Origin of the sequence: Variovorax sp. Root411 (assembly GCF_001425205.1) — a bacterium.
Taxonomy (GTDB): domain Bacteria; phylum Pseudomonadota; class Gammaproteobacteria; order Burkholderiales; family Burkholderiaceae_C; genus Variovorax.
Genome location: NZ_LMDW01000004.1, coordinates 22,485 through 34,771, shown reverse-complemented (window position 1 = coordinate 34,771; position 12,287 = coordinate 22,485). Strand labels below are relative to the sequence as shown.

General features: G+C 66.2%; 13 protein-coding genes and 2 tRNA genes. 4 read left to right on the top strand and 11 right to left on the bottom strand.

Going from position 1 to position 12,287, the window contains the following annotated elements:
• Positions 1-3: 3 nt before the first annotated feature.
• From rph to ASC92_RS08795, 3 genes are read right to left on the bottom strand one after another with little or no spacing between them, the layout of a single operon-like run.
• Entirely contained in the window at positions 4-735 is a 732-nt protein-coding gene (gene rph, locus ASC92_RS08805) for a ribonuclease PH (protein ID WP_056513431.1), read from the bottom strand.
• A 42-nt stretch (positions 736-777) separates the two neighbouring features.
• A complete protein-coding gene (locus ASC92_RS08800) occupies positions 778-1,689 on the bottom strand; it encodes a PP2C family protein-serine/threonine phosphatase (RefSeq protein ID WP_056513427.1) in 912 nt (303 codons plus the stop codon).
• Positions 1,690-1,693: 4 nt separating this feature from the next.
• Positions 1,694-2,701, bottom strand: a complete 1,008-nt coding sequence (locus ASC92_RS08795) for a serine/threonine protein kinase (protein WP_042673779.1) — start codon at positions 2,699-2,701, stop codon at positions 1,694-1,696.
• A 91-nt stretch (positions 2,702-2,792) separates the two neighbouring features.
• Between ASC92_RS08795 and ASC92_RS08790 the strand changes: the two genes are divergently transcribed.
• The 4 genes from ASC92_RS08790 to ASC92_RS08775 all read left to right on the top strand — a co-directional run bounded on the left by ASC92_RS08790 (position 2,793) and on the right by ASC92_RS08775 (position 6,943).
• Complete coding sequence (locus tag ASC92_RS08790) at positions 2,793-3,716, top strand: YicC/YloC family endoribonuclease (protein WP_056513424.1); 924 nt, start codon at positions 2,793-2,795, stop codon at positions 3,714-3,716.
• Between the two features lie 14 nt (positions 3,717-3,730).
• Entirely contained in the window at positions 3,731-4,351 is a 621-nt protein-coding gene (gene gmk / locus ASC92_RS08785) for a guanylate kinase (RefSeq protein ID WP_056513422.1), read from the top strand.
• A 39-nt stretch (positions 4,352-4,390) separates the two neighbouring features.
• On the top strand, positions 4,391-4,594 hold the full coding sequence (gene rpoZ / locus ASC92_RS08780; RefSeq protein ID WP_007835875.1) for a DNA-directed RNA polymerase subunit omega: 204 nt from the start codon (positions 4,391-4,393) through the stop codon (positions 4,592-4,594).
• A gap of 93 nt (positions 4,595-4,687) precedes the next feature.
• Positions 4,688-6,943: a RelA/SpoT family protein gene (locus ASC92_RS08775; RefSeq protein ID WP_056513419.1), complete on the top strand. Its 2,256-nt coding sequence runs from the start codon at positions 4,688-4,690 to the stop codon at positions 6,941-6,943.
• A 6-nt stretch (positions 6,944-6,949) separates the two neighbouring features.
• Here the strand turns inward: ASC92_RS08775 and greB are convergent, their stop codons facing one another.
• The 8 genes from greB to ASC92_RS08735 all read right to left on the bottom strand — a co-directional run bounded on the left by greB (position 6,950) and on the right by ASC92_RS08735 (position 11,986).
• Complete coding sequence (greB, locus tag ASC92_RS08770) at positions 6,950-7,525, bottom strand: transcription elongation factor GreB (RefSeq protein ID WP_056513764.1); 576 nt, start codon at positions 7,523-7,525, stop codon at positions 6,950-6,952.
• 57 nt (positions 7,526-7,582) lie between these two features.
• Positions 7,583-7,659 (bottom strand) — tRNA-Arg (locus tag ASC92_RS08765).
• Between the two features lie 115 nt (positions 7,660-7,774).
• Positions 7,775-7,851: transfer RNA gene (locus ASC92_RS08760), tRNA-Arg, on the bottom strand.
• A 30-nt stretch (positions 7,852-7,881) separates the two neighbouring features.
• Positions 7,882-8,439, bottom strand: a complete 558-nt coding sequence (locus ASC92_RS08755; RefSeq protein ID WP_082519545.1) for a VOC family protein — start codon at positions 8,437-8,439, stop codon at positions 7,882-7,884.
• 31 nt (positions 8,440-8,470) lie between these two features.
• On the bottom strand, positions 8,471-9,475 hold the full coding sequence (locus tag ASC92_RS08750) for a zinc-dependent alcohol dehydrogenase family protein (protein WP_056513413.1): 1,005 nt from the start codon (positions 9,473-9,475) through the stop codon (positions 8,471-8,473).
• Between the two features lie 2 nt (positions 9,476-9,477).
• Entirely contained in the window at positions 9,478-10,056 is a 579-nt protein-coding gene (locus tag ASC92_RS08745; protein WP_056513410.1) for an amino acid synthesis family protein, read from the bottom strand.
• A gap of 31 nt (positions 10,057-10,087) precedes the next feature.
• Positions 10,088-11,059 carry a tripartite tricarboxylate transporter substrate binding protein gene (locus tag ASC92_RS08740; RefSeq protein WP_056513406.1) on the bottom strand — a complete coding sequence of 324 codons (972 nt, stop codon included), beginning with the start codon at positions 11,057-11,059 and terminating at the stop codon, positions 10,088-10,090.
• Positions 11,060-11,125: 66 nt separating this feature from the next.
• Positions 11,126-11,986, bottom strand: coding sequence for a fumarylacetoacetate hydrolase family protein (locus ASC92_RS08735; RefSeq protein ID WP_056513402.1), 861 nt, complete (start codon positions 11,984-11,986; stop codon positions 11,126-11,128).
• Positions 11,987-12,287 lie beyond the last annotated feature (301 nt).

The following is a 12,287-nucleotide window of genomic DNA, read 5'->3' as shown; positions in this document are numbered from 1 at the left end:
GAGTCAGTTCGAGAGCAGTGCCTGCTTCTGCAGGGTCACGAGTTCGCCGATGCCCTTCTCGGCAAGGCCGAGCAGGATATTCATTTCCTCGCGCGTGAAGGCCACGCCTTCGGCCGTGCCCTGCACTTCGACGAAGTGGCCGGCACCGGTCATGACGACGTTCATGTCGGTGTCGCAGGCGGAGTCTTCGGTGTATTCGAGGTCGAGCAGCGGCGTGCCGCCGACTATGCCCACCGAGATGGCGGCCACGTGTCCCTTGATGGGCGATGCCTTGATGGCGCCGCTGGCCAGCAGCTTGCTGACCGCGTCCTGCGCCGCCACGAAGGCGCCGGTGATGGCCGCAGTGCGCGTGCCGCCGTCGGCCTGCAGCACGTCGCAGTCGAGGTGGATGGTGCGCTCGCCGAGCACGGCAAGGTCGAACACGGCGCGCATCGAACGGCCGATGAGGCGCTGGATTTCCTGCGTGCGGCCGGTCTGCTTGCCCTTGGCCGCCTCGCGGCTGCTGCGGGTGTGGGTGGCGCGCGGCAGCATGCCGTATTCGGCAGTGACCCAGCCCTCGCCGCTGCCCTTCTTGTGCGGCGGCACCTTCTCTTCGACGGAGGCGGTGCACAGCACGCGCGTCTGGCCGAACTCGATCAGCACCGAGCCTTCGGCGTGGATGGTGAAGCCACGGGTGATGCGCACCGGACGCAGCTGGTCGGCGGCGCGGCCGCCGCTTCGTGTGAAAGCAGTCATTGTTGAAACTCGAAAGAGAAAGAAAGGGAGCGAGCGGCGCGCTCAGGTCTTGCGTGCCGCTGAACGGCGAATGGCTTCGTTGATCTCGGCGATGGAGCGCTCGATGGCATCTTCGTCGAGGTCGTCGATCTCGTTGTCCGACGCCGGCATGCCGGCCTGGATGGTCGAGGCGAACACGCCGTCCTCGATGGTCTCGGTGGACACGCCGCTGCGGTCGTCGCCCGTGTTGTCGGGCATTTCCCATTCGAGCGCGATGAGCGTGACGTTGTCGCTGTGGGCGCCGCCCTTGCGCAGGGCCATCTCGGCGAGGTCGGGAGCGGCGTCGGACACAGGCTTGCCGGAAGACAGCGTGTGCACGATCAGTTCGTCGTCGAGCACGCCCCAGACACCATCGGAGCACAGCATGATGCGGTCGCCGCGCTGCAGCTGCAGCGGCGGCGCAATGTCGAACAGCGGCGTGGTCGGCGAGCCGAGGCAGGTCAGCAGCAGGTTGCGGTTGACGGGCATGTCAGAGCCGTGCGGCTTGGGTCGTTCGGCGTGCGAGTGGTCGCGCGTGCGCACCAGCAGGCGGCCGTCGCGCACGACGTACAGGCGCGAATCGCCGCAGTGCATCCAGGTGGCGGTGGTGCCCTGGAGCACGGCCGCGACGACGGTGGTGCGCGGCGTGTCGAGCATGGCCTTGTGGCTCGCGTAGCGCATGATCTGCTGGTGCGCGGCCATGGCCGATTCGGCCAGGAAGGCCTTCACGTCCTTCACAGTCGGACGGGCCTCGCGCTGGTAGAGCGCGGCAATGGTCTGCAGCGCCAGCTGTGCCGCAACCTCGCCTTCCGGGTGGCCGCCCATGCCGTCGGCCAGCACGAACAGCCCCGATTCCCGCGTGTAGCAATAGCCCATGCGGTCTTCGTTCTTGAGACGCCCGCCCTTGCGGCTGACCTGGAAGACGGAGAATTTCATGATGTCATGCGGGGCGCGTGGTGGGCGCAGCGGCCTTGGGCAGGCTCTTCTTGTCGAAAGAGCGGATGTTGTCGATCGAGAGACGCACTTTCTCGCCCACCGTGAGCTTGGTGTAGCGGCGCTCGCCTTCGCGGCTCAGTTCCTTCTGCAGCGCGAAGACCGATTGCGGGCGCGAGAGCGGGTCGAGCGACATGCACCATTCGACCACCTCGATCAGGTTGTCGGAATACACGCCGCGCAGGCGCGACAGCGACAGGCTGAGCCGGTCTTTCTCGATGCGCCGCGGCGCGTCGTTGGGCGGGTAGCCCTGCATGCAGGCGTAGATGCAGGCGCCGATGGCGTAGATGTCGGTCCAGGGGCCCATCGACGAGTCGCGCCGGTACATCTCGGGGGCCGCGAAGCCGGGGGTGTACATCGGGCGGATGAAGATGCCTTCCTTGCTGAGCACTTCGCGCGCAGCGCCGAAGTCGATCAGCACGGCGCGGTCGTCGTCGGTGACGAAGATGTTGGCCGGCTTGATGTCCAGGTGCAGCATCTTGTACTGGTGCACGATGCGCAGGCCGCGCAGAATTTCGTCGAACAGCGAGCGGATGGTCGATTCGCGGAACACCTTCTGCTTCTTCAGGTCTCGCGCCGTGACCACGAAATCCTGCAGGGTCGCGCCCTCCAGGTAGTTCATGACCATGTAGACGGTCTCGTTCTCGCGGAAGAAATTGAGTACGCTGACCACCGAGGCATGCGAGATCTGCGCGAGCGAGCGGCCCTCCTCGAAAAAGCTCTTGAGCCCCAGCCGGTAGAGCGACAGTTTCTCAGGCGGCACCTGCGGCGCGAGTTCGCCTGGGCCTCGGGTGGCGAGCGACGACGGCAGGTATTCCTTGATGGCCACCTGCTGTCCGCTGGGGTCGATGGCGAGATAGACGACACCGAAACCGCCTGCGGAAAGTCGGCGTACAACACGGTAACCACCAATGACCGTATCGGGCAGCAGGGGCGTAGGCTTGACCTTTGACATAATCCGGGAGTTTCGCCCGAAGGCGATGGTGCGGCAAGCGAACGCCGTGCCGACGCCTCGGTGCTTGCAAGCAAAACCACAGTGAGGCGCAATGCCAGTTTACAGCATGACCGGCTACGCTAGCGGCCAAAATGGGTCCGCAGGCAGCCACTCCGAAGCCGAAGCACGGCCCTCCGCCGCGGGCCGGCTCGGGGTTGAAATCCGCTCGGTCAACAGCCGCTTCCTCGATCTCACCTTCAAGTTGCCGGAGGAGCTGCGCCAGCATGAAACCGCGCTGCGCGAGCTGCTCACGGGCAAGCTCAAGCGCGGCAAGGTCGAGGTGCGGGCCGCCATCGAGAACACGGCCCAGGCCGGCGTGGTCGAGCCCTCCGTCAAGCTGCTCCAGCGGCTCAACGGGGTGCAGGACAGCATCAAGGCCTGGCTACCCGGCGCGCGCGATCTCAGCGTGGCCGACGTGCTGCGCCTGGCCGGAGGCGACAGCGCCGCCCGCGGCGACTGGGGCCCCGACCTGCTCGATGTCACAGGCAAGGCCCTCGAGGGCCTGATGTCGGCCCGCCAGCGCGAAGGCGCCCGGCTGGCCAAGATGCTCGAAGCCCACCTGGCCCAACTGCGCACCCTGGTACAGCAGGCCGGCCCGCTGGTGCCGCAGCTGGTCGAGCAGCAGCGCACCCGCTTCCTGGAGCGCTGGCAGGAAGCCATGGGCCTGACCGCCGGCACGGGCGGCACGCTGCCCGAAGCGGCGCAAGACCGCGCGCTGACCGAAGCCACCGCCTTTGCGATCCGCATCGACGTGGCCGAGGAGCTCACGCGGCTGAATTCGCACCTCGACGAGATCGAACGGCTGCTCAAGAAGGGCGGCGAGATCGGCAAGCGCCTCGACTTCCTGATCCAGGAGCTGCACCGCGAGGCCAACACCCTGGGCTCGAAGTCGGCGGCGCTGGAGCTCACGCGCATCGGCGTGGACATGAAGGTCCTGATCGAGCAAATGCGCGAGCAGGTGCAGAACATCGAATGACGGCGAGCGACAGAATGGACTACCCCGGCAACATCTTCGTGGTGGCGGCGCCCAGCGGCGCCGGCAAATCGAGCCTGGTCAAGGCGCTCATGGAGCTCGACTCGGCCGTGCAGCCCTCGGTGTCACATACGACCCGGTCGCCGCGCGGGCAGGAAAAGCATGGCCGCGAGTACTTTTTTGCATCGCCGACGGAGTTCGACGCGCTGATCGCGGCCGACGGCTTCGTGGAATGGGCGCATGTGCACGGCCACCGGTACGGCACGTCCAAGAGGGCCATCGAGGAACGGATCGCCCAGGGCGCGGACGTCATTCTCGAAATCGACTTCCAGGGCGCACTGCAGATCCGCAAGACCTTTACCAACGCGGTGATGATCTTCATCCTGCCCCCCAGCTGGGAAGAACTGCGCTCGCGGCTCGAGCGGCGCGGCGAAGACAGTGCCTCGGTCATCGAATTGCGGCTGAAAAACGCCGCCGAAGAGATGGCCCGGGCGGGGGAATTCGACTTCGTTATAATCAACGAGTTATTTGAGCGCGCGCTTTTCGATCTCAAGGCGATCGTCCACGCTCAGCGGCTCCGGTATTCCGCACAGCGCCGTGCACGTGCCGACACATTTGCCGCACTGAACATCCCCTGATATCCGAGTTCACCGCTCCCAGACCGAAAGATTCTCATCATGGCCCGCATCACCGTCGAAGATTGCCTCGTCAATATTCCGAACCGCTTCCAGCTCGTCCTGGCCGCCACGTACCGTGCGCGCATGCTGAGCCAGGGCCATGCCCCCAAGATCGAGAGCAAGAACAAGCCCGCCGTGACTGCCCTGCGCGAAATCGCCGAAGGCAAGATCGGCCTCGAAATGCTCAAGAAGGTGCCGGGCTGATCTGACGCAGCCCTGCAACGAAAAGGCACCGCGAAGCGGTGCTTTTTTTATGTCTGGACGCGTCCACACAGCGGTCACGCTAAAGTGGTAGCCATGAGCGCGGTAGCCAAACATCAGTCCCATGCCCCGAAGGGCACGCCGAAGCCGAGCCCGGCGGCGCTGAACGCGGCCGCCGCGAGCTTTGCGGCATTGACCGCGCGCCTCGACTATCTGAGCCCCGAAGACACCGAACTGGTCCGGCGCGCCTACCGCTTCGCCGACGAAGCCCACCTGGGCCAGCTGCGCAACAGCGGCGAGCCCTATATTACGCACCCGATTGCCGTGGCAGCGCAATGCGCCGAGTGGAAACTGGACGCGCAGGCGCTGATGGCCGCCCTGCTCCACGACGCCATTGAAGACTGCGGCGTCACCAAGCCCGAACTCATCGAGCGTTTCGGAGCCCCGGTCGCCGAACTGGTCGACGGGCTCACCAAGCTCGACAAGCTGCAGTTCAACACCCGTGAGGAAAACCAGGCCGAGTCGTTCCGCAAGATGCTGCTGGCGATGGCGCGCGACGTGCGCGTCATCCTGGTCAAGCTGGCGGACCGCACGCACAACATGCGCACGCTGGCCGATGCGCCGCGTGAAAAATGGGGCCGCATCTCGCGCGAAACGCTCGAGATCTACGCCCCCATCGCGCACCGGCTCGGGCTGAACCAGACTTATCGCGAGCTGCAGGAACTGTCGTTCCGGCATCTCAAGCCCTGGCGCTACGCGACCCTCTCCAAAGCCGTGGCCAAGGCGCGCGGCCGACGGCGCGACCTGATCCAGAAGGTGCAGCGCGAAGTCGAAACCGCCTTTGCCGCAGCCGGCATGCCGCTGCGGATCGCGGGGCGCGAGAAAACGCTCTATTCGATCTACCGCAAGATGGAAGAAAAGCACCTGAGCTTCGCCCAGGTGACCGACATCTACGGCTTCCGCCTGATCGTGCCGAACGTGATCGCCTGCTACACCGGCCTGGGCATCCTGCACCAGATGTACAAGCCGCTGCCGGGCAAGTTCAAGGACCACATCGCGATCGCCAAGCTCAACGGCTACCAGTCGCTGCACACCACGCTCGTCGGCCCTGCCGGCGTGAGCGTCGAGTTCCAGCTGCGGACCGAGGCGATGCACGTGGTGGCGGAATCCGGCGTGGCCGCGCATTGGCTGTACAAGGCGGCCGAACCGAATGCGGCCAGCAACGACCGGCTGGGCACCAAATGGCTGCAGTCGCTGCTCGACATCCAGGACGAGACGCGCGACGCCGCCGAGTTCTGGGACCACGTCAAGGTCGACCTGTTCCCCGACGCGGTGTACGTGTTCACGCCGAAGAGCCAGATCATGGCGTTGCCCCGCGGCGCCACGGTGGTCGACTTTGCCTATGCCATCCACAGCAACATCGGCGATCACACCTCGGCCGCGCGCATCAACGGCGACCAGGTGCCGCTGCGCACCGAGCTGAAGAACGGCGACGTGGTCGAGGTGATCACCGCGCCGGTGTCGACGCCCAATCCGGCCTGGCTCGGGTTCGTGCGAACCGGCCGGGCACGCTCCAAGATCCGCCACTACCTGAAGACGCTGGCGCACGCCGAGTCCGAAGGCCTTGGCGAAAAGCTGCTCGCGCAAGCACTCCGCGCTGAAGGCCTGAGCAAGCTGCCCGAGGAAGACGAGGAACACCAGGCGCTGTGGGAAAAGCTGCTGCGCTTCACCGGCAACCGCACCCGCTCCGAACTGCTGACCGACATCGGCCTGGGCAAGCGCATCGCCAGCATCGTCGCGAAGCGGCTGGTGGCAATGCTTTCCGAACTGGGCGAACGGCCCGATGCGCTGTTGCTGAGCCGCGAGCGCTTCATCTCGCACGAAACCGTGTCGCAGGGCGCGGTCACGCTGGATGGCAGCGAGAACTCTTCGGTGCGGTTTGCGCTGTGCTGCCGGCCAATTCCGGGCGACCAGATCGTCGGCTACCTCGGCCATGGCGAAGGCCTGGTGGTGCACACGGAAGACTGCGGCGTCGGCCAGCGGCTGCGCCACAAGGACAGCGAACGCTTCTTCGCGGTCGAGTGGGCGGACGAACCCACGCGAGCCTTCGAGACCGGGGTGATCATCACCGTGCGCAACGACAAGGGCGTGCTGGCACGCGTCGCTGCCACGCTGGCCGATGCGGAAGCTGACATCACCCACGTGGAAATGGCCGACGAAACCCCGCAGGACTCGACCGACCTGCGCTTCGTGATCGCCGTGCGCGACCGCACGCATCTGGACGCGGTGCTGCGCGCGGCCCGGCGCACCGCGTCGGTGCTGACCGCCTCCAGGACGGTTCCAGCCCCCTGAGGACTGCTACGCCGCCGCTGGGCGCGGCGCCGGATAGCTCACGGACAGAATCTCGACTTCGTGCGCTCCGCCGGGCGTCACAAGCTTCACCACGTCGCCCTCGCGCGACTTGAGCAGTGCCCGCGCAATCGGCGAGATCCAACTGACCTGCGACTTCGCGCTTTCCGCTTCGTCGATGCCGAGGATCGTGACGCTGCGCTCGTCACCCGTCTCGTCGACATAGCGAACGGTCGCGCCGAAAAAGACCTGGTCGCGGCCGTGGTGCACCGACGGATCGGTGACCTCCGCGATTTCGAGGCGCTTGGTGAGAAAGCGGATGCGGCGGTCGATTTCGCGCAGGCGCTTCTTGCCGTAGAGGTAGTCGCCGTTCTCGGAGCGATCACCATTCTTGGCCGCCCAATGCACGGTTTCGACGATCTTCGGCCGCTCCTCGTCCATCAGCTGCAGCAGTTCGTTGCGCAGGCGCGCATAGCCTTCGGGGGTAATGTAGTTCTTGCTGCCTGCAGGCAGCGGAGGTGACGCGCCATCGGCGCCGTCGTCGTCTGCGTCGGAGTCGGTTTCCTTGGTGAATGCCTTGCTCATCGCAAAATCCTCCAAATGAAAAAAGCCCGCAACTTGCGTTGCGGGCTTTCCTTGTAGTGGTGCGGCTGGCAGGAATTGAACCCACGACCCCTTGGTTCGTAGCCAAGTACTCTATCCAACTGAGCTACAGCCGCACAGCTTGCAATTATAGCCCGGTTTTATCGACCTTTCGGGCTTCACCGGTCGATCCATCGCGGAGGCACCAAAGAAAAATGCCCGGAAGAAGAATCTTCCGGGCATTTCCAGTGATGGTGCGGCTGGCAGGAATTGAACCCACGACCCCTTGGTTCGTAGCCAAGTACTCTATCCAACTGAGCTACAGCCGCTAAGCCTTCCATTGTAGCGTGTTTCTGGGCTCAGCCCGCCGCCCTCAACGCCGCGCCGCGCTGCGCAAAACGCGCGGCCCATTCCTCTGCCGGCATGAAGCTGGGATCGGATCGGACCACGCGTTCGGTCTGGGCCCAGATTGCCTCGTCGCTCTCCTGGAGATCCAGCGGGTCACCGTGAGGCTGGCTCACGTACCAAGGCGTATCGAGATAGACCTCCACCGTGTTGTCTTCGGGGTCCATGCAGTAGATGGACAGTGCATTGCCGTGGTTCAGGCCCCGCATCTTCGACGCGCCGAGCGACAGCGCGCGCCGGCGCGCCTCGCGCAGATGGTCGATGGTCTTGACCTTGAACGAGAGCTGCATCACGGTGCTCGGTGCGTCCGCCGCCCGGCCGCCGGCCAGCACCAGCTGGTGGTGCTGGTCGTCGCGCCCGCTCAGGAACACGAGCTCGTACCGGAAGGTGCCGCCCACGCCGCGGTCGGTTTCCTGCATGTCGAAGACACCGGTGTAGAAGCGCTTCATCACCGTCAGGTCGCGGCAGAAGATGCCGCAGTGCGACAGGTTGGGAATGTAGGGAGCGTTCAAGATGGCCTCTGCCGGGTTCATGTGTCAGGTGTCAGGGAATGAGGACGAGCTTGCCGAGCGAGCCGCCATGGTCGAGCAGTTCGTGCGCGCGCCGCGCATCGGCCAGCGGCATGCGGGTGGCGCGCGGGGCGCGCACCTTTCCCTCGGCCATCAGGGCGATGGCTTCTTCCATCAGTCCGCGGCGCTGCGCTATGTCGCTGTCGACGGTGTGGATGGAGAAGGTGCGGACCGCCAGGCTCCTGCCCAGCAGCTTGCGCAGTTCATCGAAGACATCGCTCTCCGGCGGACCCGCGAGGATGTTGTAGGAAACCGCCATGCCGAAAGGCGCAAGCGATCGCAGGCAGGCAATGAAGAGCGCGCCGCCGACGTGGTCGAACGCCAGGTCCACGCCGCGTCCATCGGTCAGCGCCCTCACGCGTTCGGGAAGCGTCGCGGGGTCGCCGTCGATGACCTCGCTCACGCCGTTCTCCAGCGCGAAGGCGCGCTTCTGCGCGGACGAGGCCGTGCCGATCACGCGCAGGCCCCGTGCGCGCGCAACCTGCGCCAGCGCGGTGGCAACGCCACCCGCGGCGCCCGGCACGAGGATGCTTCGTGCCGGCAGATTCCCGTTGCTCGCAAGCAATGCAATGGCCAGCTGGAAATTGCCCAAGCTCACCGCATCCTCGAAGCCCAGCGACGCAGGCAGCACGAAGGGCGCCGATTCGCTCACGCAGATGCACTCGGCATAGCAGCCGCCGCGCTGCGACAGCTCGCGAGCGCTCACGAGCACGCGCTCGCCCACCGACAGCCGCGTGACGCCAGCCCCGACCGCATCGACCGTCCCCGCCATCTCGTTGCCGGGAATGGCCGGCAGCGGCGGCATCCACTTGTAGGTGCCGTTGCGGATCAGCACGTCGGGGCCTCCGGCACCGATGGCCGCGGCCCTGACGCGAACCTGCCCCGGACCCGGCTCGGGCAACGGCAGCTCGACCAGCCGAAGGACTTCGGGGCCGCCCGTTTCGGACAGCTGAACGGCGCGCATGGTGTGCATCGACATGCTCAGCGCTGCCCGTCGTTCACCGAAACCCGATCCTTGGTCAGGCCGCCGAGGCGCGAGTGGATGCGTCCGCCGTCGGCCATCACCAGCGCGAACAGGATCTCGTCCGGCCGCGGCGCGTCCTGGATGCCCACCTCGACGGTGTTGAAGTGGCTGCGCACATAGGCGGCGTGGATGTAGTGCAGCGGCACCATCAACCGGTAGCCGGTGGCCGCCACGGCCTTGGCTGCCGGCACGATGGCCTTGGGCTCGCCAAGCACCTGCCGCATGGCCCAGCCGCCCGCCTCGTGCCAGACCGCCCCGTGTTCGAGCTCGCCGTTGACGCCGACGATGGCAGCCTTGCTGTAGGCCTCGACGTTGTCCTTGCCGAGCGTGGCCACGAGCTCCTCGGCCAGCGACGTGCCGAGGCTTCGCAACTCCGCCATGAAGGGCATCAGGTCGGGCTCGTAGCGCCCGGCGTAGGGGTTGCGGATCACCGCGCAGGCGGCGGCTATGCGCAGCGGCTTGTCGGGCGGGGGGCCGCCCTCGTGGAAGACGGTCTCGATGGTCAGGCTTCGCTTGCGCAGCGCGATCAGTGACATGGCGTGGTTCCTTCGTTCATACGTTCGTTCTTCATTGCCTGGGGATCTTTGCATCGGCGACCACCTGGGTCCACTTCTCGAGCTCCCGGGTGACCAGGGCCTTCATCTCCTCGGGCGTACTGCCGCGCGCCTCGCCGCCCATGTCCTCGAGCCGCTGGCGCACTGACGGTGCCTGCAGCGCGCGCAAGGTCTCGGCATTGAGCCGCTCGACGATCGGGCGCGGAGTGCCCGCCGGCGCCAGGACGCCTGCCCACGAGCGCACGTCGTAGCCTGGCACGCCCTGCTCCGCCACCGTCGGCACTTTCGGCAGGCCCGGCCAATGCTGCGGCCCGGTCGTTGCAATGGCCCGCAGCTTGCCGGCCTGGATGTTCGAGATCACCGCCGTCGGCGGGGCGATGATGAAAGGCACCTCGCCGCCGAGCAGCGCGGTGAGGGCGGCGGCGTCGCCGCGGTACGGCACATGCATGAGGGAGATGCCCGCCATCTTCGCGAACAGTTCGCCCGCCAGATGGTGCGTCGAGCCGATGCCGGCGGTGCCATAGGCGATGGTGCCCGGCGCGGCCTTGGCCGACGCGATGATCTCGGCGAGCCCCTGCACCTTCGAGCTGGCGTTCACGACGATCAGGAAGGGAAAGTACGTGACGGTGGAAACCCCTTCGAAGTCACCCACGGTCTTGTACGGCAGCGTGTTGTACAGCGCCCCCGCCACGGCGTGTCCGCCGGTGGCGAGCAGCAGCGTGTAGCCGTCGGGCTTGGCGCGCGCCACGGTGGCCGCCGCAATGGTGCCTCCCGCGCCCGCCTGCGCTTCCACCACGACCGGCTGGCCGAGCGCCTTGCCCATCTCGACACCGATCGCCCTGGCGATCGCATCGGCATTGCCGCCGGGCGCGAAGCCTTGGTAGAGCTTCACTGCGCGCTCAGGGTAGCCCTGGGCGAAGGCCCCGGAGAGCGGCCATGCAGCAGCCGTCGCCGCGCAGGCGGCGAGTAGGGATCTTCGTTTCAAGTTTGTCTCCTGAAGTGGCGCCCTTTGCGGGCGTCTCGCACGATGCTGGATCGGAGTGTTGAGGTCTCAGTCTTGCGCCACCACGCGGTTGCGCAGCAGGCCCACGGCTTCGATCTCGACCTCGACGACGTCGCCCGGCTTCATGAAGCGCGGCGGCTTCTTGCTCCAGCCCACGCCGGCCGGCGTGCCGGTGGCGATCACGTCGCCAGGCACCAGCGTGAAGATGGTGGACGAGTACGCGATCAATCGCGGGATCGAAAAGATCATGTGGCCCGTGTGGCTCAACTGCACCACCTCGCCGTTGAGGCGCGTCTCCAGCTTGAGTTCGCGCCCCGGCGCGATCTCGTCGGCGGTCACCATCCACGGGCCGAAGCCGCCGGTCGATTCGAAGTTCTTGCCCGACGCGATCTGCTTGGCATGGAACTGCCACTCGCGCACGCTGGCGTCGTTGTAGCAGCTGTAGCCGGCCACGTGTTTCCAGGCGTCGGCCTCCTGGATGTCGCGGCCGCCCTCGCCGATGATCACGGCCAGCTCGCCCTCCCAGTCGAGCGACTCGGACACGCGGGGGCGGACGATCGGCCCTTCATGCGGCGTTTGCGAGCGCCACACGCGCAGGAAGATCGGCGGCTGCTCGGAGAGTTCACGGTGCATGCCGGCGGCCAGCACCTCCTGGTGGTGGTCCATGTAGTTGCGCACGGCGCAGACGATCTTCTCGGACTTCGGAATAACGGGCAGGTAGCGCACGTCGGACAGCTGCGCATCGGCAGCGAGCCCCGCAACCAGTGCATCGCGGCGCGCGAAGTCCGCGCTGGCGATGAAGTCGGCCAGCGTGGCGTGGCCGGTGCGTGCAGCCAGTTCGACCACGCCGCCGTCGACGACGGCGCCCCAGGTTTCGCGGCCGGCGAGTGAGTAGGACATCAATTTCATGCGTTGCTTCTTTCGGATGGAATACGTTGCACAGGGGGTCGGCATCCGACCCGGCTCGATGCACAGATTAATGCATGAAGGTATTTTTGTGCATAAAACTTGTTTGATGCATAGTGGTTTTTACCGAGTGGCGATGCGAGCGCGCACGGCCGACGGCCCCTGCGCGGCAAGCGCCAAGGTGCGAACAGGAAATTGCTTGGGAGGAGTCCGGCGCGGAGCACCGGTCGATCGAACGCCGCGAACGGGCGCGCACATCTCTTCAGCGTGCAGGCAGTTGCACGCGATGGTTGCGGCTCAGCGC